Origin of the sequence: Hirschia maritima DSM 19733, assembly GCF_000378345.1 — a bacterium.
In the GTDB taxonomy this organism is placed as follows: Bacteria; Pseudomonadota; Alphaproteobacteria; order Caulobacterales; family Hyphomonadaceae; genus Hirschia; species Hirschia maritima.
This window is the reverse complement of sequence record NZ_KB899547.1, coordinates 82,455-107,560: the sequence shown is the minus strand read 5'-3', so window position 1 is coordinate 107,560 and position 25,106 is coordinate 82,455. Positions and strand designations below refer to the sequence as shown.

Sequence of the window (25,106 nt, the reverse complement as noted above, 5' to 3'; positions counted from 1 at the left end):
CCTTTACTCAACTGGCCGCGTTTGAATAAAGCTTGCACGTTTCTTTATGCGACTAAACCAATTTGAAAGCTCGTTGCGCCCTGCCATCCAATTTAAATCAGGCATCCTAAGTTCAATAAAACCAATAGCTGCAGCGAATGCCAATTGCCCCAGATCGATGACCTCACCCGCATCTGTGATCCTGCTTTCCATAGCATCCAATGAACGAAAAATGCTCTTGGTGTGTTTTTCCACCAATGTTCGAGGAAGCTCTTCACCAGAGTGTTTTTTGAACGCGACAATAGCAATCACCGCGTCCAGAAGACCGTCTGCGAGCGCCTGGTTTGTAAGAACTTCAAATCGACTTTGTTTTTCGGCAGGGATTAAAAGTGTGGAATGATCGAGCAAATCAATAAACTCACAAATGACCGGGCTATCATATAAGACCTCTCCATCCGACAAAACCAGCGCTGGAATTTTTCCCAACGGATTTACCCCTCGAATAAACTCCGCATCTTGCAGAGTATTCACCTGATAAAACTCAAAATGATCAACGAGCCCTTTTTCAATGATCAACATGCGTGCTTTCCGCGCATATGGAGAAGTCGTGGAATAAATCAATTGCATAGAAGCCACCAAAAATGAGAAATTGCGTGAATTTCCTACACATTAAAAAAAATCAAAAGTCGAGTAAGAGTCTTTCTTTTTATATCTGTTATTCCGCTGAATGATTAACCAAAAACTTCTATTTATTAACCCTCTGTAGACAAAAACAGGAATAACACTGAATGCACCTAGACAGGCACGAAATGCGTAGTCCATAAAAGACAAAACGTTCAGGAGACGCCCCATATGCAACACGCAGGTCAGGAAGTCCTGATAAAAGATACAATCGTATTTCTATTTGCTGCAGGCTTAGTTATCCCAGCACTACGATATCTGCGTGTTCCACCTGTTCTCGGATTTATTTTAGCTGGAATTGCTCTCGGCCCCATCGGGCTTGGGGCTCTTGTTCATGATTTCCCGCTTTTAAGCCTATTTACAATGAGCGACGCTAAAGCCGCAGCTCCCTTTGCAGAACTTGGAGTGTTGTTCTTATTGTTTCTATTGGGATTAGAACTATCATTTAAGAAACTGTGGCAAATGAGACGTCTGGTCTTTGGCGCCGGAGCAATGCAAGCCAGTGTCAGCGCCCTGCTTATAGGAATTGGAGCCTACTTCATAGGCTTAACAGCCCCTGCTGCTACTCTTGTTGGATTAGCCCTAGCCCTATCTTCTACAGCTATCGTCATGCAATTGCTGATAGATGATCACAGAGCAGCGACCCCGGCAGGCAGAACCGGACTTAGTGTTCTTCTATTTCAAGACATTCTTGTCGCGCCGATCCTAATCCTTGCAGGCTTTCTATCAAGAGACGCGACGCCAGCACTTTCAGGCGCTATTTTTCAAGCCGCCTTTAATGGGTTTGCCGCCCTAGTCGTGATCTTGTTCATTGGCCACTTTTTACTACGCCCTCTTTTTAGATTAGCAGCAACAACTGGCGGCCGAGACTTTCTTATAGCCACGACTTTTCTAACCGTCGTCGGCGCAGCAGTCATAACAGCTAGTGCAGGTTTATCACTTGCCCTAGGTGCATTCCTCGCCGGCCTGATGTTGGGTGAAACAGAATTCAAGCACCAAACAGAAGTTGATATTGAACCATTTAAAAGCCTCTTACTCGGTCTGTTCTTCATGACCGTAGGAATGGGATTGGACATCCCGACAATGTTTGCACATTGGAGCACCGTTCTGCTTGGATTGATCGGCCTGCTCAGCATAAAACTAATTGTAGCCATTATCGCATGCCGAATATTCTCCGGAAAACTCTCGACAGCACTGGAGGCTGCGTTCCTTCTTGCACCCGCGGGTGAATTTGCTTTTGTCGTTCTAGCAGCAGGCGCGGATGGAAATGTTTTATCCGAAAAGGACATCGCCCTCATTACTGCGATCGCAGGGCTTTCCATGATGATCACGCCCCTCATGTCAAAGATCGGGCAAGTTCTGGCAGCAAAAGTTGAAGCTGGAGAAGACGAGGAAGAGCAAGCTCAAGGCATTAATAATTATTCCGACCTTGAGGGCCACGTCATCATAGCTGGGTTTGGCCGCGTCGGCCGCACAGTTGCAAGAATTCTTGAATCAGAATCAACAGAATTCGTCGCGCTTGAAAGTAGACCTAAACGCGTGAACCTCTCTCGAGAAGAAGGTTGGCGTGTCTATCTCGGGGATGCCGCTCGCAAAGAAATTCTAGAAAAAGCCGGCATCGAAGGAGCCGCTATGGCAGTTCTCACTCTAGACGATGCTGGTTCTGTAGAATCTATTGTGCGCACTATGAGAAACCTTCGACCACAAATGCCGATCATTGTACGCGCCAATGACGCCATTCATGCAAGAGATCTGTATGAAGCCGGAGCGGATTTTGTTGTTCCTGAGACCATTGAGGCTGGATTACAGATGGCCTCTCGAACGCTTCAAGAATTTGGTTATGACGGTGAAACAAGTCGAGGCATCATCGCGCACGAGAGAGATAGAGAATACAAGCTGGCAACACAAAAAAAAGAATAGGTCTGTAACATGCAGGATGTTCCAAATGATATCGTAGAGTACTTTAGAAGCTACGCAGAAGCTTTTGGTAAATTCGATGCCAAAGCAGTTATGGACCATTGGAATCTTCCCGTTCTTGTTTCAACGAAAGAAAACTCCGCGTCATTTCATGAAGATCGAGATTTTGAGACCAACATACAGAAGCTGTTTAAATTCTATCAGTCTTTAGGTACGGATTCACTGATTGAAAACATCGTTTCCTACAATGCAATTTCCGAAATATCGTGTTGTGTCACTATCAATTTCAAAGCCTTAGATGAAGAGAGAGCACCAATCCTTGAGTGGCAGCAATCATACATTCTCAAAAATATAAATGGAGAATGGAAGACGAAAATGACAATTGCCGATACTGAAGTCACTAAATGGGCAGTCAAAGATACTTCACTCCACGTATCTCCAGCCAGCAAAGACAACATTTATCTCGACTAATGATTCATCCAATAACTATTCCGCAAGATAATTGCGGGTATGCTATTGTAAACAACGGCACCCATAGAAACATCAGGTGTCACAGCCAATGAGAACTAGTTTTATAGATGATGAAAGCATAAGACATGACAGAGGCCAAAATTCCTAATGGCTCTTTGATTACGCCAGAAGCTAAAACTGAGATTCACAGCTTTTTCGACAAATATGCTCTAGCATTTTCAAACTATGATCTTGAGACGATTTCAAACCTTTGGTCTTTTCCTTGTTTGATAAGTTCAAATGAACAAAGCCTCCCTTTTTTTGATAAAGTTGAATTCACAGCGAACCTCAAAAAGCTCTGTGATTTTTACAAATCAGTCGGCATGGAAAAAGCTCAAAAAGTTGTTCTCGACATTCAACCAATGACATCAAATTCTGTGAGTGCAAAAACACGCGACACAGCTTTCAACAAAGATGGAGATGCAATTGTCAGCTGGGAGCAAGCTTACGTTCTCCATTTTGAAGGCGGAGAATGGAAAGCTCTCACAACTCTCGCAGATGGTGAAGTTACCACTTGGGCAGCAAAAGGGACTCCACTGGCTGCACGGCCTGCCTCATCTGATAACTTATATCTGGACTAAGACGTCCAAATCATGCAGCTGGAAACTCAACACTATACGAAAACCGCTGGGTTTCTTTTGCCTGAAGAGTGAAAGTCGACGGACGAGCCATTATATCTGTGCCCTTGCCATCAACTCCCGCCATTCCGTGCCAAGGCTCGATGCAAATGTAAGGCGCTCTGGGTTTTTGCCAGAAGGCTAGATTTGGCAGGTTCTCAAATTCAAAATGAAGTTTGGGGCCCACATCGGTGCCGTAACTCAATTTTGTGCCTGCACCTTCTGGAAACACCATTGCGTCATCAAAGTATTGAGAATGATCTAGCTGAAGCTTTCCGTCTTTAAACGGAGATGGCAGAAGTTCTTCTGAAAACAAAGCTGTCTCATTCAACCGCATCATTGCTGGTTCTGCGCCATTTGCAAGATCTATGAAGTGTGGCTCATCGGCTTCTGCGCCCGGTAATGGCCAATTGAACGCGGGATGGAAGCCAAAACCAAACGGCATCTCCTGATCGTCCTGATTCACAATCTCAACGCTGTTTGTTAGTTTTATCCCATCCAAAACATAGGTGACACGCATAGAGAATTTAAATGGGTAAACTGCCAAAGTAGCATCAGACCATTCAAGCTCAAATGTACAGCTTAATTCTGTCTTCTCAACTAAATTGAACTCGCTCTTTCGCGCAAATCCATGACGCTGAAGTGTATAATCTTGCCCTTTTACAGAGACGGTATCATTTAAAGACCCACCGACAATCGGAAACAAAAGTGGCGCGCGGCCGCTCCACCATTCCTCGTCGCCATTCCAGAGCCATTCCCGTCCATCTTTAGACGAGATAGACTGAAGCTCAGCCCCGAATGTCGAGACCTCAACAACAAGCGCTTCGTTTTCGATTTTTATGAGATCAGAGACCACGCAATTTCACCCTGTTGCATCTTCAGTTTTATTGTTTTTGTTGCATTTTCGCTTTGAACTTCCAAACTTCCGCCTCGCATACCCACAAATCATTAGTCATAGCTACTTGATTAGATTGCAACGAGTGAACAATCGCAAAAAAACTCTGAATTTGGGTTTGGTTTTTAGGGTCAATCAAGAATAAAAACTCACTATCAAGGACATACAAAAAAAGTCCCTCAAGATCGGGAGTGCAAGCTCCTTCCATCAATGGCCACGCCAGCGTAATTCCATTTACAGAGGAAATAGCCGTTAAATTCTCGTAAGTCTCAATTCTTACTTTACCAAACAAATCAGGAATATTCTTAACAGCAATTTTATAGGCTTCTTCTGTGGTTAAACCTAAGTCGCTTAGCATTGTTGTAGAAACAGTTCGTACTGCTGTATCTGTGTCTAGAAACAAAACAATATCCAGATCGCCTTCTGTTGCATAAAACACATGTGAACCGTCAGCCCCTGCATATCTTTCAATTTTGTTTGCAACTTGACCGACGTAGTCATCTGGACGCAACATCACAACCAATCGACTTAAAAAATCTTCCTTATCTGCATATACTTCAGCGTCAACTTGAAGAAAAACCGACAAAAACTTATCCAGAATATGTTCTAAATTAGAAGGTTCCGCGAGATATTCATTGTAGGCATTTACGACATCAACAACATAGCCGCAGTCATTCTCAGCACCGTATTCAAAACTCTCATCATCAGCGACCTTAAGACAATTTGGTTCCAACTCTTTGTCGACCAGTTGCATATAAGCGTCTCTAAACTCTACCAAGCTCATTAGAGTTTGCTCCGCAGATGCATTGAATGCAAAACAGATGACAGCCAAAATCGGAATCAAATTCATAGTATTCATTTCACTTCCCCCAAAGTAAAAAAGCCTCCAGTGGAGGCTCTGAAACTTAGTCTCTTGAGAACTTCTGGAAAGTTGGTCGCTTCGGCGCAGCTCCGTCTTCACCCAGACGCTTCTTCTTGTCTTCAAGGTAAGAGGAGAAATCACCCTCAAACCACTCCACGTGTGAATTACCTTCAAATGCTAGAATGTGCGTACACATGCGGTCAAGGAACCAACGGTCGTGCGAAATAATAACGGCACAACCAGGGAAGTCATCCAAACCAGCTTCAAGCGCTTGAAGTGTTTCCACATCAAGGTCGTTTGTCGGTTCGTCGAGCAGGAGAAGGTTTCCACCCTCTTTAAGCATTTTTGCGAGGTGAACACGGTTACGCTCACCACCAGATAGCTTGCCGACAATTTTAGACTGATCAGTTTTGCGGAAATTAAACGCAGACACATAAGCACGCGAAGACATCTCCACACCGCCAATGTCGATATAGTCTAACCCGTCAGAAATTTCCTGCCAGACATTGTTTTCATCATTCAAGCTGTCACGGGATTGGTCGATATATCCCATCTGAACAGTCTCACCGACTTTGAAAGTCCCCTCATCTGGGCCCTCTTTACCAGTGATCATTTTAAACAGTGTTGTTTTACCCGCACCGTTTGGCCCAATCACACCGACGATCCCACCCGGTGGCAGACGGAAGCTTAGGTCTTTAATCAATAGACGGTCGCCAAAGCCTTTGTGTAGGCCTTCAGCTTCCACAACAACACTACCCAAACGCTCTCCCGGTGGGATGCGAATTTGCGCTGTTGTGATTTTTTCTTTTTCCGCTTTTGCCGCTTTTTCTTCATAAGCAGACATACGCGCCTTAGATTTTGCCTGACGCGCTTTGGGAGATGATTTTACCCACTCAAGTTCTTTAGAAAGAGAGCGCTTACGGCCAGCTTCTTCGCGAGCTTCCTGCTCTACACGTTTAGCTTTTTGTTCCAACCAGCGGGAATAATTACCTTCGTATGGAATACCTTGTCCGCGATCCAGCTCAAGCATCCATGTTGTGATCTGATCCAGGAAGTAACGGTCGTGCGTTACGAGGATCACACATCCCGGGAAATTCATCAGATAGTTTTGAAGCCAGTCAACTGTCGCTGCATCAAGGTGGTTGGTAGGTTCATCCATCAATAGCATGTCAGGCTTAGATAGTAGCAGCTGACAGATTGCGACACGGCGTTTCTCACCACCAGAAAGCGGCGCGACTTGCGCATCACGTGGCGGACAACAAAGTGCATTCATCGCCATTTCGATCTTGGAATCAATATCCCAAGCATCCATCTGATCGACCTGCTCTTGTAGAGCTGTCATCTCTTCCATCAATTCGTCTGAGTATTCCTCAGCCATTTTGTTGGAGATCTCGTTGAACTTATCGAAGGCTTCCTTTTCAGGACATCCAACAATCACATTTTCCCAAACAGTGTCACCTGCATCAAGTTGTGGTTCTTGCGGCAGATATCCAACCTTCACCCCATCAGCGGCACGCGCCTCACCACCAAATTCTTTATCAACGCCCGCCATGATGCGCATAAGCGTTGATTTACCGGCACCATTGGAACCAACAACACCGATTTTCGCATCCGGCAAAAACGACAAGTGAATGTTTTCAAATACTTTTTTGCCACCCGGATACGTCTTCGACAAACCTTGCAGCTGATAAATGTATTTAATGGACATGTGCGCTGATAACTCTTCTAAATGGGGGATAATTTCAGAACAGAGTTAATGCAGGAAATGAGCTGGGATTGCAAGAACGAATTCCGTTTACCTAACGCGCCAACACAGAATTGAATGCTTCCGACCACAACTCAAAACTGCAATTTTGGAACTTTATTAACATATTTTAGGTCAACATTAGCAAATTCATCCCAAAGGTTTGCACGAGCATCTACTATGGAAATTCAGAATTATTCCGAAAATGACCACCAAATCCTACAAGCGATAAGAGGTTCTCAAGCCCTTCTTGTTCTGGATTTGGAAGGGAATATCCACCAAGCTACAAGCAAGGCTGAACAGCTTTTTGAATGCAGTGAAAGTTATCTAATTAACAAATCCATCACAACAGAATTAGCTACTCGCTCTTGCGAAGAAAATACGCGTTTTCATAACGCTTGGCAGCAAATATCAAAGGGTGAATCTAATACTCATGAGATACTTTGCAATACTGCAAACAATAAGACGGTTTGGGTAAGTGCAAATTTTTCTGCAACCTTAAAGTCCGATGGCACCATTTCTCAAGTGACTGCGCTTTTATCTGACATATCTCAACAAAAGCACCTTGAGCTAGAAACTAAACAGCTCCGAAAAATTGCAAACGGAACCCAAAACTCCGTTGTAATGACAGATCCAGAGGGTAAAATTGTATACTGTAATCCGGGTTTCACCAAAATGACCGGCTACCTACCAGAAGAAGTTATGGGAAAGAAACCCGGGAGTTTTTTGCAAGGTGAGCATACATCCCAAGAGACAATTCAGAAAATTCGACAAAAGCTGGCAGCTCGTGAAGCGTTTTATGACGAAATTCTCAACTACCACAAGGATGGTGAACCTTATTGGATCTCATTGGCGATCAATCCTATTTATGACGAAAATAATGAGGTTTCTAATTTCATATCGGTCCAAGCCGATATCAATGCCACAAAAAAAGCTTCCCTTGAGCATGATGTAAAATTACAAGCAATTAGCCAATCAATGGCCATGGCAGAATGGGAACCGGACAGCACCCATGCAGTAATTAACGGTCTTTTGATTGATGCCAATGCTGAGAGCAATGTCAGCATGCAATCCTTATTGACAAATGCTGATTGGGACCAAGTTTATAACGGAGAGACCGTGTCTGGAAATGTTCAATGGCCAGTCAACGGCGAAGAGCCTATGGAACTAGATGCAACTTTTGCAGCCGTCCGCCAAATTGACGGTTCGATTACAAAAATTCTAATGGTCGGTATCGATGCTTCAGTACGTCGACGCGCGGTTGTTCAAACACAGCGAACAATGCAAGATGTTCTGGCCTCCTCTCAAAAAATCGCGGACAGCACCAGGATCATTAACGACATTGCAACCCAAACAAATCTTTTAGCTCTAAATGCTACTATTGAGGCTGCACGCGCAGGAGATGCAGGACGTGGTTTTTCTGTTGTCGCCTCTGAAGTTAAAGATCTCGCTGGACGATCAGAAAGCGCAGCGAAAAGTATCGTCGACATTGTTCAAAACAACGAAGAAACTATCAACAAACTAAATGAGCGCTTGCAAAAATTGGCTGGATAACACACCCACAATGTCATAAAAATCGCCATTAACCATAACTCTCACGCTTCTTTTTAACCTGATTTCAAACTCATTCTCACATAAGGACTTCAAACTCTAAGCGGGATTGAGTTTTAAGTGGGGAATTCAGTTTAATGTCGAAGACGCAACGTGGCTTTTTAATGGCCAGCATATTTATCGCGCTGGGCGTCGCTCTTGTAACTTGGGCGATGAGTGCACCAAAAAAATATGAAGAACCTGAATTTAGTAGCCAATACTTTTACAAGCCCCCAGAGGTACAGCCAAACTGTTACAGCGAAGAAGGCTGTGCTCGCGAAACGCGCCTTCCAGACTGGCTTCAAAAACACCTCGGCATCGAAGAAAGACAAGCTGCAACCCACCAAAACGAGTATAATCAACAACTCAGCCATGCTGCTGTGATCAGTGTGTTCTACGGCATTTTATTCGGGGGGATACTTTACGGGTTAATGGCGGGCTTGCATTATTTTTATCGCTCCTTCATCAAACAAGAAACTCCCCTGCAAAAACGCTCAATCGCCTAAACCAAATCACACCGTCTCCAACTTGGCGCATGAGTTGGAATTGGTTCAATAATTTCCAACGACACTTGTTTTATATCGAAAATCAATATATTTAGATTGCAATTCGATAAAAACAAGGACCAATCATGTCGTCTGGCACACCCGTTAAATCAACGAGAATGAAAACGCTCAACCTTGCGGCGAGCGCCTGGTATGCCCCGGTGTTCATCGGACAATGGATTTTCGGTGCCTATATAATATACACTTATGGGTTCGAGCTATTCGGAGGCGACATCAATGCTTGGAATAAGCATTTATCACAAGCCTATGTTCCCAATAGAGACATCGGAAATGCTGCTGTTTTCGCGCACCTAGCACTTGGAATTGTCATTCATATTGGTGGACCATTGCAGCTCGTCCCCTCATTCCGAAAACGCTACCCCGCTCTGCACCGTTGGATAGGACGCGCATTTGTAGCAGGCGTTATAATTGGTGTCGCTAGCGGTGCCTACATGCTTGTTGTGAGGGAAATTGGTGCTTGGACGCTAAGGGCCGGCTTCATCATTCAAGCAATATTGGTTCTTTGGTTTACATTTTATACAGTTCGCCACGCAATGCGCCGAGAGATCAGCACACACATGCGTTGGGCAACACGTCTGTTTCTCGCCGCAAGCGCAGTGTGGTTCTTCCGTGTTTTAATAATGGTTTGGTTTGTGATGACGGGAGGAATTGGCATTGATCAATCCAATGGCACCGGTCCATTTATTGATGCCATGTCTTTCCTTCAATTCTTGCCATTGGTGTTTTATGAAATCTATTTGAAAGTCAAAACAAAGGGCAGTCCGACTGCACGTTTGGGTTTCTCAGTGTTTCTGTGGTTCTCTGCAATCGCGATTGCAGTGGGTGTAACGCTTGCAACACTTGGAATGTGGTTCCCCGTTCTATAGGAACCACGCTCTGTCTATCTGCCTCCGCCTACGAAACCTGTTTGATGGCTTTCTTCAAAGCAGCTTTCATCTCGTTCGGTGAGAGCTTGACCGTCAATTGTCCTACTATATCTCCGGTATCTGCATCCAAGAGCAGTGTATGTCCTGTACTACCTTTATACTGCTCATATGCCGCTGCAAAGTTATGCTCTTCTGCAATCTTAGTAAGCCCGCTTCCCTGCCCCAGGCTGAAATCTAGCTTCACAAACTTCACAGGCCTATTTGCAAAGTCTGGTGCAACTTCAGCAAGCTTGGGTTCTAGTATTTTACAGGTTGAGCACCATGCAGACGAGAAAGTCGCTGCAATTATCTCTGGCTTACCTTCATGGATATATTCAGATTCCGAAGCTGTTTTTGAGAAAAAACCACTTCCGTTGAAGGCTACAAATCCACCAACGGCCAATACCAACACCATCGTGAACCAGTGTTTTTTGAGCAAATTCATATCCAGACCTCTATTTATGTTTCTTTCCCCATACACGAATAGCGAATACATTCCCACAAAACTGAATCTCACAAATCTGTGTTCTCGCGTTCTAAACCAAGTATAGAACCATTTCACTTATACCTTGCGAGATCATCTGGTTGGGATATGTTACTTCAAAATCTGGAAATCACAGTATAATTTGGGGTTCAACTATCATTATGATGAAACATCTTTCTCTTCTTGCTGTCAGTACTATTCTGGCAAGTGCGTGTGCCTCAATGCCATTGAACAGTTCTTCAAAAACCATTGTTGAAGAAGAAACAAAACAAGCTAACTTGGCAGCTCAATCAGCTGATGAAGTAAAGCAGAAAATGAACCTTCTTACACCTGAACGCCTTGGCGCTTCTCCCTCTTTGACTGGTCCTTCCCCTCGTTCGGTCAAATTTTCTCCAGACGGCAGCAAGCTGACTTTCCTGCAAGCGCGAGAAGAAGACCGTCAGCGCCTTGATCTCTGGGCATATGATGTCACTATAGGTGATGCGACATTATTGGTTGATTCCAAACTACTTGAGCCAGATGATTTTGAGCTTTCTGAAGAAGAAAAAGCGCTACGTGAACGTAAACGCATAGCAGGTACTAAAGGTATCGTCTCTTATGATTGGGATACAAAGGGTGAGCAAATCCTCATCCCTATCGGTGGAGACCTTTATGTCGTTAAATTAGGCGGTAGCGAGCCAGAAGTTAAACAGCTAACTGCTACAGACGCATTTGAATACAACGCAGAAATTTCACCAACGGGTTCAAACGTCTCATTCATCCGCGATGGTGAGCTTTTCTCCATTGACCTAGCGACCGGTGAAGAAACTCAACTTTCACCGAACGCCGATCCTGACAATGCTATCACCTATGGTGTCTCGGAATTTGTCGCTCAGGAAGAAATGAGCCGTTATGTTGGCGCATGGTGGTCACCAGATGACAAGCACATGGCATATACGCGCGTTGATGAAAGCACTGTCGACATCATCCCCCGCTTTGATATTGCTGCAAATGACGTCACGGTCATCAACCAACGCTATCCGCGCACCGGCCGTCCCAACGCAATTGTAGATGTGTTCGTAAAGAACATGGAAACAGGCGAGGAAGTTCAAGTCGAGCTAGATGCATCTCCAGATTCTTATCTTGCGCGCGTCAATTGGGCGGATGCCAATACACTCTTCATTCAACGCGTAAATCGCGATCAAACACGCATTGAACTTCTGAACGTAGACATTAGCAGCGGCGACGTTCGTGAAGCTTATGTTGAAAAGCAACCAAACTGGATCAACCTTTCCAAAGACTTCCGTCCACTATCAGATGGCGGATTTTTGTGGTCGACAGAAGAAAGTGGTTTCCGCCACATCACACACCACAATGCTGACGGATCTAAAAATTATCAGGTCACTTCTGGCGACTGGGTCGTTCAATCGATCAAAGCAGTGGATGAAAAGAATGGCTATGTCTATTTCTCAGCCAATAAAGACACGCCGCTAGAAACAGGCCTATATCGCGCCAATTACAAGCAAGAAGGTTCTGACATTGAGCGCATCACAGAGCTTGGCGGCATGTGGTCCATCAATATGGCAAGCGATGCACAAAGCTATGTAGGCACATTCCAAACACCCAACCAACCACCACAAACTGCGCTGTATAAAGCAGATGGTGAAAGGATTGCTTGGGTAGAAGAAAACCCACTTGATGAAGACCACCCATATGCTGAATTCCTAGATGCCCACGTCACACCAGAATTTGGAACGTTGACCGCTGAAGATGGACAAACACTGCACTATTCAATCACCAAACCGCATGATTTTGACGAAACAAAAAAATACCCAGTTATCGTCGAAGTGTATGGTGGCCCACACGTTCAACGGGTTTCAAAAAGATGGTTATTATCTGACGTCATGAGCGCGCAAAAAGGCTATGTCGTCTTCCGTCTGGATAATCGTGGAACATTTAACCGCGGTAAGAAGTTTGAAGATGTCATATACCGCCTAACAGGTGAAATCGAAGTTCGTGACCAATTGCAGGGCGTAGAATTTCTGAAATCACTCCCATATGTCGATGAGTCTCGCATTGGAATTAACGGTTGGTCTTATGGTGGTTACATGGCGCTTATGACCACACTGAAGGCTCCAGAAGGCACATTTGCGGCAGCTGTTTCTGGTGCGCCAGTCACAGCTTGGGAGCTATATGACACGTTCTACACTGAGCGTTATATGGACACGCCTCAGGATAACCCTGATGGATATCTTGCATCATCTGCTTTCCCTCACCTTGAGAAACTCAACTCTCCAATGCTGATGATCCACGGCATGGCAGATGACAATGTAACGTTTGATAACTCAACGCGTGTTTATGCAGAACTGCAAAAACTGAAAAAGCCATTTGAAATGATGACTTATCCGGGCGAACGCCACGGTATCCGCGAAAAAGATATGGCGATCCATTTAATGAACACACGCTATGCTTTCTTGGACCGTTACTTAAAGCCAGGTGAGTAAAAACAAATAGTGCTGCTGCGTTCTGAAAAATTCTAGGAACGTAGCAACTCTTTCACATTGGTTGTCCGTATTCCGCCAGCAACTAAACCCGCATGCTTCTAATCATCGTCCTGACATCAATGGACAGGAATTTGAAGTATGCAATTACAAGACAAAGTCGCGATCATTACCGGAGCCAGCTCTGGTATTGGCCGCACAGCAGCTAAACTGTTTTCTAAACAAGGCGCATCAGTCGTTTTAAACGCTCGCCGAGAAAAGGAACTCAGCCAATTAAAATCTGAAATAGAAGCACAAGGCGGAAAAGCTGAAATAGTCGTCGGTGATGTTCAGCTAGAAAGCACCCACCAACAATGCGTTGAGACTGCAATTGAGCATTTTGGAAAGCTAGATGTTTGCTTCAACAATGCTGGATGGCTTGGAGAAATGAACAGTGTTGAAGATGTTTCTGTAGAAGGCTTCAATGAAACAATCGCCGTCAACCTGACAAGTGCATTCTTGGCGATGAAACATCAAATACCCGCATTGAAAAATAATGGCGGCTCTATCATCTACACAACAAGCTTTGTTGGCCCAACAATGGGAATGCCTGGCATGGCGGCATATGCGGCGGCCAAAGCTGGATTAAACGGTCTTGTACATGTCGGCGCGATTGAAGGTGGAGAGTACAATATCAGAGTGAATGCAATTGCAAGCGGCGGTGTTGATACGCCAATGGGACGGACAGTTGCTGATACACCAGAAAACAAGGCCTTCGTAGAAGGACTTCACGCTCTAAAAAGAATAGCTCAGCCAGAGGAAATTGCAGAAACAGCTCTATTCCTAGCCTCGGGCCAGTCCAGCTTTATTACAGGTGCAATTTTACCAGTTGATGGTGGCTTAACCAAAACAAAAGTGTGATGACAAAATTGAATGGCCAGCAATTGAGCCAAATTTTCTATTGCGGGCCATTCATGAATCAACGTTTAATTTTTCTGTTCACTTCAGAATGAAAAAGTTTGCCATAGGGTGGCCGCAACATTTGCAGTACATCGATTTTCGTCTGATGAAAAACAGCCTTCTTGTGACTAAACTCCAAGAAACCATCGCGACCGTGATAGCAACCAATTCCTGATGCACCAGTTCCACCAAAAGGAAGGTCTTGCTGCCCATTATGGAAAATCACATCATTTACCGTCACCCCACCTGACACCGTATTTTCGAGGATCGATCTTTCTTCGCGCTGATCAGATCCAAAATAATATAGTGCGAGCGGACGGTCTCGCTCATTGATATACCCCACTACACTTTCAATATCAGAATAGGTTTTGATGGGCAGAATAGGACCGAATATTTCATCCTGCATCACTTGCATATCATCGCTGACATTTATCAATAGTGTTGGTGCAATTTTACGATGCGGTTGCTGAGAAAAATCTTCGTTCTCAGGTGCCAATGAAATAACTGTTGCGCCCTTCTTTTCGGCATCTTCAATATAGCCATTCAAACGCGAATAATGGCGCTCATTAATCACAGAAGTATAATCATCATTGTTCAGCAAGCCTGATGGATGCATTGCTGATACGGCCTTTTTAATTTCTTGAATTAATTCATCCTGCTTGCCTTCAGGAACAAATACATAATCAGGTGCAAGACAGATCTGCCCAGCATTAAGTACCTTCCCTGCCATCACTCTCTTCGCAACCAGATCCAAGGATGCAGACTTGCCAATGACAACTGGTGATTTTCCACCAAGCTCCAGTGTAACGGGTGTCAGGTTTTCAGCAGCCGCGCGCATGACATGCCGCCCTATCGACGTAGCACCTGTAAACATCAAATGATCAAAAGGTAATTTCGAAAAGGCTGCACCGACTTCCGGTCCACCTTGAAAAACCGCAACTTCATCAACTGAAAAAGCTTGAGACAGGAGTTTCGCAGTTAATTCAGACGTTTTGGGCGTGAACTCTGATGGTTTGATCATTACTCTATTACCCGCCCCCAAAATACCCGCGAGCGGCGTAAAAACCATGCCTATCGGAAAATTCCAAGGCGTCATCAATCCTACAACGCCCTTAGGCTGGAACTCCACTTTAGAATTAGCACCTAGCAAACCTAGGGGAAAAACAGATCGACGCTTTTCCGCCTTCATCCAATTTCTTACATTGTCCCTAGCAAATTTTAATGCTCCAACAGCGGGCATAATATCACTAAATGCAGTGGCTTCATCTGAACGGTGGCCAAAGTCCTCAGAGACAGCCTCTTCAAGTTCTTTTCTATTATCTACAAGCAATTCAATTGCTATGTTGAGCTTATCAATTCTTGATCTTGCATCAGGTATTACATTTTGAAGAAATGCTTGTTTCTGAGCCGATAACGTATTTTCCATATGCGAGTTTATTCGATCTTCCACTGATGACATCTTCAAACTCCAAGGCATTTAAGTGACAAAAACCACAACATCGCATCATTAGATTGGGTCCCCCAATGTAACCACGCATTATTCATGTAATTATACATCAATTCACTAAAAAGAAAACAGAATATGTTTCTGTTTTGAGGATGCCCTCACATTGCTTCTTTCACCCCAAAGAGCAGCCCCCCAAACATTTGCTCACAGTTTTATCAAGTCAAATATCTAGAAAGATAGCTTTCCAAAACAACTATCGCCTCATTATACAACTCATCTCGAATTTCGGGAGTTTCTTTGAGTCTCAATAGTTGAATTTGAATAGAGCAATTTATCTCCACTATTGTTCTAGCAACCGCGTCAGGATTTCCATCAGAAAACCCATCAAGACCATTCCGCCACCGCTCGGCCAAATGACATGCTAAACGATGATTCCACTCATCGCGCACGGCCGAAAATTCTGCACTGGAAAAAGTATATTGAAACACTATTGAATAGGCATCATTGCTTTCTAGAAGCGCCGACACTTTGCCAAATGTAGCCACTAAAGTCTGCTTCCATTCGCCATCTACGGTATTCGCTAAAGCAAGTTCAACAATTTCATCAGCTTCTTTTTTGAATTGCTCAAATATAGTTACATATATCGCATAAATATTTGGAAAATAACGATAAACCGAGCTGATCGGGATATCCGCCTCTTTCGCAATATCGCTGGTTGTGATGGATTGAGGTGCATGAAATGCAAACAATCTCTGCGTTGCGTCCAATATCTGTTGAATACGCTCCTGAGATCGCTTTTGCTGAGGTGCAGCTCTTCGTTCTAAATTGACCGTCTCATTAGGTATGCGTCGACTCATTTAAAACCTATACATCTTCTCAATTACGGCAATCACACCATAAAATGTCGGAACTGCCGCTAGACAACTAATAGCTTAGCACACAATCCCTCTAGCTTCTCTTTATCGATATCATCAAACGCTGCATGCTGCTCAGAATCAACATCAAGTACAGCAGCCAATTTTCCATCTTTATCAAATACAGGCACAACAATTTCAGAATTGGAGCGACTATCACAAGCGATGTGCCCCGGAAAAGCGTGCACATCCTCCACCAATTGCGTTTCACCATTCGCGGCGGCAGCCCCACACACGCCTCGGCCAAATGGAATACGCAAGCAGCCCAATGTTCCCTGATATGGCCCTACCACCAATTCATTTTCCTTGAGTGGATCAACCACATAAAAACCAGTCCAAAAGTAAACTGGCGCAAATGCTTGCGTCAGCAAACATGAAGCTGTCGCATATCTTGCAGTGATACTTGTCTCACCAGCCACAACAGACAGAATTTCCGCAATGACTTCATCATAACGCGTGGCTTTGTCATCGGAATATTGAATAGCGTCATGAGACATGAATTTACATCCTTAAGTTTGATAAGCGATGTACATAACAACTCTGCTGTAGAATCCAAGATCTGCGCACCATCTTGCCATCAACACGCCGCATTCTAAGCTAATGGTTAACCAATTCCTGCTTTTAGTAAAATTAGTTAGAGTTTTTGCAGTTAGGGCTTAATAGCATGTCGATCTTTAAGAATGCCGTTTTTGTATCTGCCGGATTGGCATCAATTATGGCTTGCGCATTGCCCGCAGCAACAGCTCAATCACTGCCCGTTCCAATGCCAATTGAAGAACAAAGAGAGCTGGAAGATGCTAGAATGCGCCAACAATTCAGAGAAGAATTTGCTGGCACATCCGCAACTTTCCAACAGGGCATTCCCTTGGGAAGATCATCCGTAGCGGCTCAACAGCAGCAACAAGCCTACCAACAAACATCCAATAAACTGCAAACACTCGCTCCAGATGCAAATGGATACACTATAAAAGCGGGTTCTTTTCGTTCTTTTGAAAATGCGCAACGTCTACACGCGAAACTATATTCTATAGGCTCGGCACGCATAATTCCTCGTCAAGCAGATGGCATGGACTTTTACGGTGTTTATCTCGGTCCATGGGCAACAGAAAAACAAGCCTTTCAAGCCTATACCCTCGCAATGGACGCTGGCATGCAAGACGGTCAGATAATCGATCCCAAATAATTCGGCTTATTCTGTCTCGAGCTTCTCACATATTGTTTGCAACGATGATTGAAGCGTATTCTGGTGCTCTTCAGGTAAAGCTTCTATAATCTTCTCCAATCGCAGCATCGGGTCATTTTCCAATATACTTTGTCCTTCAGGAGACAGAGTCATTTGCCGTTTCCGTCGATCGTCAGCACGTACTTCTCCGATAACCAATCCTTTCTCTTCCAAAGCCGCTAAGGCTCGTGAAGCAGGCGCAGGAGTTATACCCAAATGTGCCGCGACTCCATTGAGGTCTTTTTGATGATCCTTGGCGGATGCTAAAAACCGTAAAACAGCCCATTGCCCTGGATGAATAGAACGCGGCCCGCGTTCTTTATAAATTCGACGCGCAGAGTGTTCCAACAATTTGGCAATTTCCAAAGGAGCCAGTTTCTGACGCTGCGTAACCATGACAACTCTCACACTCTTCTAACACGATTGTGACTATGCATTTGAAATATCGTCACTTAAACACATTCTATGGATGAGATTCGCTATAGCCTCAAGAAATTCGATGACCCGCGCCTTACAGCCAAAGGTGAGCGACGTGCTGCCGTACCCTATTCTGGTACTAAAACGCTTTGGTTTAACACAGGCACATTATGCAATATCGAATGTACGAATTGCTACATTGAAAGCTCGCCAACCAATGACCGGTTGGTTTATCTAACACTCGCCGACATTTTACCCTATCTGGATGAACTAGAAGATGCAGGCGAAACTCAAATCGAAATTGGTTTCACCGGTGGAGAACCTTTTCTAGCACCACAAATGATTGAGATGTTGGAAGAAGCTCTTGTTCGTGGGCACAATGTTTTATTGCTTACCAACGCCATGCAACCAATGATGCGTCCCCGCGTAATGGATGGATTGATATCATTGCGAGAGCGTTTCAATGATAAGCTAACCATTCGAGTAAGTCTGGACCATTTTTCAGCGAAGGTGCACGATCAAGAACGCGGAAAACAAAGCTTTGAAATCGCGATGACCGGTCTTCGTTGGCTTGCACAAAACCAATTCCACATCACAATTGCTGGCCGAGCATTGTACAATGAATGCGAGGAAACAGCGCGATCAGGGTATAGCGCACTCTTTGTAAGTGAAAACTTCAGCATAGATGCAAATGACCCAGTTTCACTCGTTCTTTTTCCGGAAATGTTACCCAATTCAGATCCACCTGAAATCACAACAGAGTGTTGGGGAATACTGGATAAATCACCTTCCGAAATTATGTGTTCCAACCAACGTATGGTCGTTAAGCGCAAGGGGGAAAAACTACCCACCGTCATCCCGTGCACTCTTCTACCCTATGATCAACGCTTTAACATGGGCCAGACACTAAAAGAGGCACGTAAAGCTGTGCCTCTTAATCACTCATATTGCGCCACTTTTTGCGTATTGGGCGGTGGTTCCTGTTCGGCTTAGAAATTATTCAGCAGCTTCTGAAGCATTCTCTGTATCTTCGAAAATCTTTTCGATTGAAGTTTCAAAAACTCTCGCAATTTTAAAAGCCAGCGGTAAAGACGGATCATACTTCCCTGTCTCAATCGCAATAACTGACTGACGGGATACATCAAGCAATTCAGCCAGTTTCGCTTGGCTTAAGCCACGTTCGGCCCGCAAAAGCTTCATACAATTCTTCACGTTTCAATTTCTTTCTTTTCGACCAGACTTCTTCCCAGTTGCACCATCCCCATGAGAAAGAAGAATAATGGTCCCGCCCAGAACGATGTAATGTGCGGCACTATCTCTGCCATTTCCAGAAATCCCCAAGTCACGCACAACGACAGAGTAATTCCTCCCGCCAATAACAATACTTCAGTCTGCCTCAGCCGGGTGTATTCATCTGTTTCTCTTAATAATCTGCCCATAAGCACAAATACAAAGATGACTGGTATTGATGAAGCCAATGCAACCAGAGCCGAAACCCACACTGGCGGCGTGTCAAATGTTTTAAGAAAAAAGGCCCCACCTATCACAGCTACAACATAGACCACCATTGTAAGGGCAAAATCGCGACGATATCTTTTGTTTGCTAGTCTAACAGATTGACCTGCCATAACTCACCTCCATGTAAAGCTAACCTTACATGTAAAGCTTCATTTACACCAAGTCAAGCAAGCTTGACATTTATTTTCCTTCAAAGTGTTTGGACAGCTTCAATCCTTGTCCTTGATAGTTGGAAAATGATCCGGCTGCTCCATACGGTACTTTAGGTGCCATCGTCATAGGTTCAAACACGAGACGTCCCATAGGTTGGCCGTCTGTTAGGATAAATGGAACTTCTCTGGAACGCACTTCCAGCACAGCTTTTCCTTCTATTCCATCAACGCCAAATCCCGGATCAAAAAAACCAGCATAGTGCGCTCTAAATTCACCAAACTCTGGCGCAATTGGAGCCATTTCCGCTGCTTCATCGACAGGGATCACCACTTTTTCTTTGGACGCCAGAATATAAAATTCACCAGGGTCAAGAACCAAAGCGCCATTATAAGGCCGCACAGGCTCCCAAAAGTCATCGATCATATGCCCATTCACATTCTTCAAGTCGAGGACACGCGAGTGACGTTTCGCGCGATATCCTGCGATGTCATCATCACCCGGTTTCAAATCTATGGAAAAGATTTCATCGCGAACGGTGTTTTGCGGACCATTGCGCAGACGTAACTGCAGAAGCCTGTCGCCTTCTCTTGCTAGAATAGAAAATGTGCGCGGAGAGATTTCGACATAGAGAGGCCCCTCATATCCAGCACGCGCCGCATCAAATCTATCAGACCCATTCGCAATCATGCGTACAAAAACGTCAATTCGGCCTGTTGAACTTTTGGGGTTTGCAGCTCCTGAAAGACCTTCAGGTAAATTAAGTACTTCCTTCAGAGGCACCAGATATACACAGCCGGTCTCTAATACTGCACCTTGAGTGAGGTCTAGCTCATGCATCACCAGATCATCATTGAAAAAATCAGATACGTCTTTACCCAATCCCGGCAAAAAACTCGCTCGCATACGGTAAGCTTTGGTCCCTAGACGCAAATCTATTGATGCTGGTTGAATCTGATCCTTCTCTAATCCACCCGCAGAAGATATCACTCCAGCATCACAAAGAGCCCGAATTTCAGTGTCTGGTAGCACACCAATTGAATTTTTTTCGTTTTTGCGTCCGGTCATGACTTGACCCTTTTCAATTATCGCGATCCCTATGCAGACCAAGAAACTAGGAAAGACCCCTCCCTATGGCCGACAAGAACGAACAGTCAAAGCGTGACTCTACAAAACTTGCAACTAATTTAGTGCATGGTGGGCGTATTCGCTCAGAACATTGTGAGACATCTGAAGGCATGTATCTTACGTCTGGCTATTGCTATCCAGACGCCGAGACTGCTCAAGCACGCATGGCTGGCGACGAACCGGGATATGTATATTCGCGTTATGCCAATCCAACAATCAAGATGCTCGAAGATAAACTGGCAATTATTGAGGGAGCTGAAGCATGCCGCTGCACAGCCTCTGGCATGGCCGCAATCTCAGCAGCCTTAATTGCGCCATGTCAGCAAGGTGACAGGATTGTCGCCGCCAAAGCATTATTTGGATCATGCACATGGATTTTGAAAAACTTAATGCCCAAATTTGGCATTGAAGCTGAATTTGTCGATGCCAACGACATGGATGCCTGGAAAGAAGCTTTGTCAAAACCCACTCGGCTTGTGTTGATCGAAAGCCCATCCAACCCTCTGCTCGAAGGTGCGGACATTGCTGCTATTGCAGAACTAACACATGCTGCCGGTGCAGAGCTCGTCGTAGACAATGTCTTTGCAACGCCATTGGGTCAAAAACCCTTAGAACTTGGTGCTGACTGGGTCGTCTATTCTTGTACGAAACACATGGATGGTCAGGGACGCGTTCTTGCTGGCGCTATTCTTGGAAAAAAAGAAGCCATGGATGATATTTTCGATGGCTATCTAAAGCATACTGGCCCAGCAATCTCTCCATTCAATGCTTGGGTTGTCCTTAAAGGACTAGAGACATTGGAACTTCGTGTGGACCGTATGGCAAGTACTGCCGCTAAAGTCGCTGACTTCATCGCGGATCATCCCGCTATTGCTGAAGTGCGCTATCCTGGGCGCAAAGATCACCCTCAATATGAGATTTTCCAGAAGCAACAAGCAAATGGCGGAACGCTAATCGCGCTATCCTTTAAAGGCGGAAAAGAAGCCGCGTTTAAAGCGCTGAATGCACTTCAACTTGTGACTATCTCCAACAATCTGGGGGACGCAAAGTCTTTGATCTGCCATCCAACAACCACAACGCATCGTACCTTGTCCGACGAAGAAAAAGCAGAAGTTGGCCTCGATGATAGCTGGGTGAGATTGTCTATCGGGCTGGAGCATCCTGAAGATTTGATAGAAGACTTCAAACAAGCACTAGATAAAGCACTATAGAAACCAACTATTTTGTGCTCGTATAGAGAATTGCAAGCATTTGCATGGCATGACTAATGCAGTGCTATTTTAAGATATTTACTTGTCAGGAGCGGCAAAGGCATGAGCCAAGCCCACACATATGAGAGAGAAACAAATGGCGTCATCGTTCGGGTGACCCCAAGATTTCTTGATGCTGAATCTTCCCCTAGAGATCACAGATATGTCTGGGCCTATGCGATTGAAATTGAAAACCTTAATGATCATGCCGTGCAACTCATGACGCGACACTGGAAAATCTCAGATCGCAATGGCGGTATGCAGGAGGTTGAAGGTGATGGCGTTGTTGGTCAAACGCCCACAATTGAACCTGGCAAGACATTTCAATACTCTTCCGGTGCGCCACTGACTGCGCCATCTGGCATAATGCAAGGACAATTCACTTTTTCAAATGGGTGTGGAGAAGACATGTTTGTCGACATTCCAGCTTTCTCACTTGATAGTCCTTACGATTCCTCACGCCCTAACTAATCGGCAAACCTCCTCATGAAGCTTCGGCCTATATTATACGCCACGGGATTGATGACATTAGGGCTTGGCCTCTTCATGCTCCCCTGCGTCGTGGCGGATTTGGGGGCTGACCGCAGCGAATGGCGAATTTTCTTTTTGCTGTCGATTATGTCCATCACCATTGGCGGTGTGATGGCGCTTTCCTCTCGTCATGAAAATATGGAAATACGGACGCATGATGCGTTTGTATTGACCGTTCTATTGTGGGTATTCCTTGTCCTCGTTGCTTCCGCTCCATTCTTTATTGGTTTTGGAATGAGCTTCACCGATGCATTCTTTGAAAGCATGTCGGGCCTGACAACAACTGGCGCGACCATTATGACAGGAATTGAGGATTATCCGCCTAGCCTCCACTTGTGGCGCTCTCTCCTCCAATGGATTGGCGGCATCGGTATTATTGTTACGGCGATCGCAATTCTTCCATCGCTACGTATCGGTGGGATGCAGCTTTTCCAATTAGAAAGCTCTGATAACTCTGACAAATTTCTTCCACGTATCGGCGAGATTGCTATTCAGACGGCCTATGTCTATCTGGGACTTTCGGTAATTTGTGCAGTCCTTTATCGTACCACTGGAATGAGCGCCTTTGACTCCATCACAATGTCGATGACGACAGTGGCCACCGGTGGGTTTGCTGTATCAGACGCTAGCTTCGCACCTTATGTAGCAGGCGGAGCCGACATTATCGCCATAGTCTTTATGTGCATCTGCTCCCTGCCTTTTGGCATTATGGTGCTAACCCTTCATGGCCACTGGCGCGCCATATTCAGAGACCCTCAGCCAGCCGTTTGGCTGGTCATGGCGGCTACCGCTACAGCTCTCATTACTCTTTATGTCATGAACCAGCCCAATGCCGAGATAGGTGATGAAGGGGCTCTGCGAATGGTGGCATTTAATGTTGTCTCGATATTGTCGGGCACCGGATATGGAACAACAGATTTTGGTTTATGGGGACCATTCGCTTCTGCTATCTTCATATTACTAATGTTTTTAGGTGGAACGGCGGGTTCCGCATCATGTGGAATTAAAACATTCCGCGTGCACATCGCATTTAAAGCTATGATCACCTACACGAAACAAATGATCAGGCCCAATCAAGTGGCCCATGTGCGCTATGCTGGTAAACGCGTCACTCAGAACACACTTCAATCAATCATGATTTTCATGTTCCTGTTTCTGGCGTCTTTTGCTGTTCTAGCCTGCGGGCTAGCGATGACAGGTCTTGATCCAGTCACCGCGATTTCAGCAGCAGCCGCATCAATTTGTAATGTTGGCCCAGGGCTTGGAGAAATAGTCGGTCCGGCAGGAACTTTTCAATCCCTGCCAGATGCCGCAAAATGGATGTGTAGCTTCGCAATGTTATTGGGAAGACTAGAGCTCATCTCTGTCTTTGTGATCATGTCTCCAGCTTTTTGGAGAGACTAAGACTGGAGCTTCAACACGTCCTCAGTCGGAATGCGATATATGCGTCCACAGAACTGGCAATCGGCCACTAATTCTGCTTCTTCATTAGCAAGATCAACTATCTCAGCCTTAGGCATACCAGCCAAAGTCTTGATAAAACGATCTGCTGAACAAGGGCATTTGTCGATTAGCTCCAAGGGCATTTCTACACGAACGCCTTCTTCATGGAAAAGACGATACAGAAGATCCGAAGACGTGACATTTTCCGATGTCAGCTCATCATCTGAAACAGTATCAAACAATGCACGCGCTGTATTCCAATCCTCTTCCGTATCGGAACGCGCATCATCATTGGCCACTTTTTGAATGACCATACCACCGGCACGCCAACGCACTGTGCCGCCATCCTCGGGAATTTGTTCAACAGCCAAATGTACACATGTTGGGATCTGTTCTGACTGATTAAAATAATGCTGTGCACACTCAGCCAGAGTATCCCCCTCAATAGGAACGATACCTTGATAAGGCTGTGTGTTTTCCTGGTCTTGGATGATGATCAGCCCCATCACTCCTGCACCAATCAGTTCAGGGATTTTAGGCTTTTTATCCTGATGAGTCTCAACAAGCTTAGCCCATTTTTCATCGTTCAGGCGCACATAACCACGCATATGCCCATCGGTACGAGCTTCCGCCACAAGCAGTTTTATCGGCCCATCGCCCTCAGCTTGCACCATAATACGGCCCGCAACTTTTACAGTTGCAGCCGTCATAACAGCTAGAGCCAGTGCTTCACCTAGAACTTCAGCTGCCCATTTGGGATAGTCATGGCGTTTCAGAATACTGTCGATGGTCAAATCACCCAATTTGGTCACACGCCCACGCACTGTGGCATTTTCCAATTGGAAACTTGAGACGACATCCATGTCGCTAGATCTTGATGCGATATTTGTAGAAGAATTTTGTGTCATGCAGGGCAG

General features: G+C 45.1%; 26 protein-coding genes. 13 read left to right on the top strand and 13 right to left on the bottom strand.

Annotation, left to right across the window (positions count from 1 at the left end):
• Positions 1 to 3: 3 nt before the first annotated feature.
• Positions 4 to 606 (bottom strand): glutathione S-transferase N-terminal domain-containing protein, encoded by a 603-nt coding sequence (locus tag F551_RS0111865; RefSeq protein ID WP_018997729.1) that lies wholly within the window; start codon positions 604 to 606, stop codon positions 4 to 6.
• Between the two features lie 225 nt (positions 607 to 831).
• Here F551_RS0111865 and F551_RS0111860 point away from each other — a divergent pair, with 225 nt between their 5' ends.
• The 3 genes from F551_RS0111860 (at position 832) to F551_RS0111850 (ending at position 3,668) form a co-directional block, all read left to right on the top strand.
• The gene (locus F551_RS0111860) at positions 832 to 2,580 is read left to right on the top strand and encodes a cation:proton antiporter domain-containing protein (RefSeq protein ID WP_018997728.1); all 1,749 of its coding nucleotides are present in this window, start codon (positions 832 to 834) and stop codon (positions 2,578 to 2,580) included.
• Between the two features lie 9 nt (positions 2,581 to 2,589).
• Positions 2,590 to 3,048, top strand: coding sequence for a hypothetical protein (locus tag F551_RS0111855; RefSeq protein WP_018997727.1), 459 nt, complete (start codon positions 2,590 to 2,592; stop codon positions 3,046 to 3,048).
• Between the two features lie 125 nt (positions 3,049 to 3,173).
• Positions 3,174 to 3,668, top strand: a complete 495-nt coding sequence (locus tag F551_RS0111850; RefSeq protein ID WP_018997726.1) for a hypothetical protein — start codon at positions 3,174 to 3,176, stop codon at positions 3,666 to 3,668.
• 10 nt (positions 3,669 to 3,678) lie between these two features.
• On the opposite strand, the gene F551_RS0111845 is transcribed toward F551_RS0111850, so the two are convergent.
• From F551_RS0111845 to ettA, 3 genes are read right to left on the bottom strand one after another with little or no spacing between them, the layout of a single operon-like run.
• Positions 3,679 to 4,560 carry an aldose 1-epimerase family protein gene (locus tag F551_RS0111845; protein WP_018997725.1) on the bottom strand — a complete coding sequence of 294 codons (882 nt, stop codon included), beginning with the start codon at positions 4,558 to 4,560 and terminating at the stop codon, positions 3,679 to 3,681.
• A 28-nt stretch (positions 4,561 to 4,588) separates the two neighbouring features.
• Positions 4,589 to 5,458, bottom strand: coding sequence for a hypothetical protein (locus F551_RS0111840; RefSeq protein WP_018997724.1), 870 nt, complete (start codon positions 5,456 to 5,458; stop codon positions 4,589 to 4,591).
• Positions 5,459 to 5,504: 46 nt separating this feature from the next.
• Entirely contained in the window at positions 5,505 to 7,169 is a 1,665-nt protein-coding gene (gene ettA / locus F551_RS0111835; protein ID WP_018997723.1) for an energy-dependent translational throttle protein EttA, read from the bottom strand.
• A 216-nt stretch (positions 7,170 to 7,385) separates the two neighbouring features.
• On the opposite strand from ettA, the gene F551_RS17565 reads away from it, so the two are divergent.
• The 3 genes from F551_RS17565 to F551_RS0111820 all read left to right on the top strand — a co-directional run bounded on the left by F551_RS17565 (position 7,386) and on the right by F551_RS0111820 (position 10,227).
• Positions 7,386 to 8,759, top strand: a complete 1,374-nt coding sequence (locus tag F551_RS17565; protein WP_018997722.1) for a methyl-accepting chemotaxis protein — start codon at positions 7,386 to 7,388, stop codon at positions 8,757 to 8,759.
• A gap of 134 nt (positions 8,760 to 8,893) precedes the next feature.
• Complete coding sequence (locus tag F551_RS0111825; protein ID WP_018997721.1) at positions 8,894 to 9,301, top strand: DUF7239 family protein; 408 nt, start codon at positions 8,894 to 8,896, stop codon at positions 9,299 to 9,301.
• Between the two features lie 125 nt (positions 9,302 to 9,426).
• On the top strand, positions 9,427 to 10,227 hold the full coding sequence (locus tag F551_RS0111820; protein WP_018997720.1) for a DUF2306 domain-containing protein: 801 nt from the start codon (positions 9,427 to 9,429) through the stop codon (positions 10,225 to 10,227).
• A 28-nt stretch (positions 10,228 to 10,255) separates the two neighbouring features.
• On the opposite strand, the gene F551_RS0111815 is transcribed toward F551_RS0111820, so the two are convergent.
• On the bottom strand, positions 10,256 to 10,711 hold the full coding sequence (locus F551_RS0111815) for a TlpA family protein disulfide reductase (RefSeq protein ID WP_018997719.1): 456 nt from the start codon (positions 10,709 to 10,711) through the stop codon (positions 10,256 to 10,258).
• A gap of 200 nt (positions 10,712 to 10,911) precedes the next feature.
• Here F551_RS0111815 and F551_RS0111810 point away from each other — a divergent pair, with 200 nt between their 5' ends.
• Positions 10,912 to 13,233, top strand: coding sequence for a S9 family peptidase (locus tag F551_RS0111810; RefSeq protein ID WP_018997718.1), 2,322 nt, complete (start codon positions 10,912 to 10,914; stop codon positions 13,231 to 13,233).
• 138 nt (positions 13,234 to 13,371) lie between these two features.
• Positions 13,372 to 14,130: an SDR family oxidoreductase gene (locus F551_RS0111805; RefSeq protein ID WP_018997717.1), complete on the top strand. Its 759-nt coding sequence runs from the start codon at positions 13,372 to 13,374 to the stop codon at positions 14,128 to 14,130.
• 58 nt (positions 14,131 to 14,188) lie between these two features.
• Here the strand turns inward: F551_RS0111805 and F551_RS0111800 are convergent, their stop codons facing one another.
• From F551_RS0111800 to F551_RS0111790, 3 genes are all read right to left on the bottom strand, one after another.
• Positions 14,189 to 15,628, bottom strand: a complete 1,440-nt coding sequence (locus tag F551_RS0111800) for a coniferyl aldehyde dehydrogenase (protein WP_018997716.1) — start codon at positions 15,626 to 15,628, stop codon at positions 14,189 to 14,191.
• 203 nt (positions 15,629 to 15,831) lie between these two features.
• A complete protein-coding gene (locus F551_RS0111795) occupies positions 15,832 to 16,473 on the bottom strand; it encodes a TetR/AcrR family transcriptional regulator (protein ID WP_018997715.1) in 642 nt (213 codons plus the stop codon).
• A gap of 59 nt (positions 16,474 to 16,532) precedes the next feature.
• The gene (locus tag F551_RS0111790) at positions 16,533 to 17,027 is read right to left on the bottom strand and encodes a GAF domain-containing protein (RefSeq protein ID WP_018997714.1); all 495 of its coding nucleotides are present in this window, start codon (positions 17,025 to 17,027) and stop codon (positions 16,533 to 16,535) included.
• Between the two features lie 167 nt (positions 17,028 to 17,194).
• Here F551_RS0111790 and F551_RS0111785 point away from each other — a divergent pair, with 167 nt between their 5' ends.
• Positions 17,195 to 17,713 (top strand): SPOR domain-containing protein, encoded by a 519-nt coding sequence (locus F551_RS0111785; protein ID WP_018997713.1) that lies wholly within the window; start codon positions 17,195 to 17,197, stop codon positions 17,711 to 17,713.
• A 6-nt stretch (positions 17,714 to 17,719) separates the two neighbouring features.
• Here the strand turns inward: F551_RS0111785 and F551_RS0111780 are convergent, their stop codons facing one another.
• Positions 17,720 to 18,148: a MarR family winged helix-turn-helix transcriptional regulator gene (locus tag F551_RS0111780; RefSeq protein WP_018997712.1), complete on the bottom strand. Its 429-nt coding sequence runs from the start codon at positions 18,146 to 18,148 to the stop codon at positions 17,720 to 17,722.
• Positions 18,149 to 18,217: 69 nt separating this feature from the next.
• Here F551_RS0111780 and F551_RS0111775 point away from each other — a divergent pair, with 69 nt between their 5' ends.
• Positions 18,218 to 19,162, top strand: coding sequence for a radical SAM protein (locus tag F551_RS0111775; protein ID WP_018997711.1), 945 nt, complete (start codon positions 18,218 to 18,220; stop codon positions 19,160 to 19,162).
• A 3-nt stretch (positions 19,163 to 19,165) separates the two neighbouring features.
• On the opposite strand, the gene F551_RS0111770 is transcribed toward F551_RS0111775, so the two are convergent.
• From F551_RS0111770 to F551_RS0111760, 3 genes are all read right to left on the bottom strand, one after another.
• On the bottom strand, positions 19,166 to 19,369 hold the full coding sequence (locus F551_RS0111770; protein WP_018997710.1) for a helix-turn-helix transcriptional regulator: 204 nt from the start codon (positions 19,367 to 19,369) through the stop codon (positions 19,166 to 19,168).
• Between the two features lie 8 nt (positions 19,370 to 19,377).
• Positions 19,378 to 19,797 (bottom strand): hypothetical protein, encoded by a 420-nt coding sequence (locus F551_RS0111765; RefSeq protein WP_018997709.1) that lies wholly within the window; start codon positions 19,795 to 19,797, stop codon positions 19,378 to 19,380.
• A gap of 70 nt (positions 19,798 to 19,867) precedes the next feature.
• On the bottom strand, positions 19,868 to 20,905 hold the full coding sequence (locus tag F551_RS0111760) for a 2'-deoxycytidine 5'-triphosphate deaminase (protein ID WP_018997708.1): 1,038 nt from the start codon (positions 20,903 to 20,905) through the stop codon (positions 19,868 to 19,870).
• A 65-nt stretch (positions 20,906 to 20,970) separates the two neighbouring features.
• Between F551_RS0111760 and metZ the strand changes: the two genes are divergently transcribed.
• From metZ to F551_RS0111745, 3 genes are all read left to right on the top strand, one after another.
• The gene (gene metZ / locus F551_RS0111755) at positions 20,971 to 22,176 is read left to right on the top strand and encodes an O-succinylhomoserine sulfhydrylase (protein ID WP_018997707.1); all 1,206 of its coding nucleotides are present in this window, start codon (positions 20,971 to 20,973) and stop codon (positions 22,174 to 22,176) included.
• 102 nt (positions 22,177 to 22,278) lie between these two features.
• Entirely contained in the window at positions 22,279 to 22,686 is a 408-nt protein-coding gene (apaG, locus tag F551_RS0111750; RefSeq protein WP_018997706.1) for a Co2+/Mg2+ efflux protein ApaG, read from the top strand.
• Between the two features lie 15 nt (positions 22,687 to 22,701).
• Positions 22,702 to 24,150 carry a TrkH family potassium uptake protein gene (locus tag F551_RS0111745; RefSeq protein ID WP_033405019.1) on the top strand — a complete coding sequence of 483 codons (1,449 nt, stop codon included), beginning with the start codon at positions 22,702 to 22,704 and terminating at the stop codon, positions 24,148 to 24,150.
• On the opposite strand, the gene hslO is transcribed toward F551_RS0111745, so the two are convergent.
• Positions 24,147 to 25,097 carry an Hsp33 family molecular chaperone HslO gene (gene hslO / locus F551_RS0111740; protein WP_018997704.1) on the bottom strand — a complete coding sequence of 317 codons (951 nt, stop codon included), beginning with the start codon at positions 25,095 to 25,097 and terminating at the stop codon, positions 24,147 to 24,149. The genes F551_RS0111745 and hslO overlap by 4 nt on opposite strands.
• Between the last annotated feature and the right edge of the window lie 9 nt (positions 25,098 to 25,106).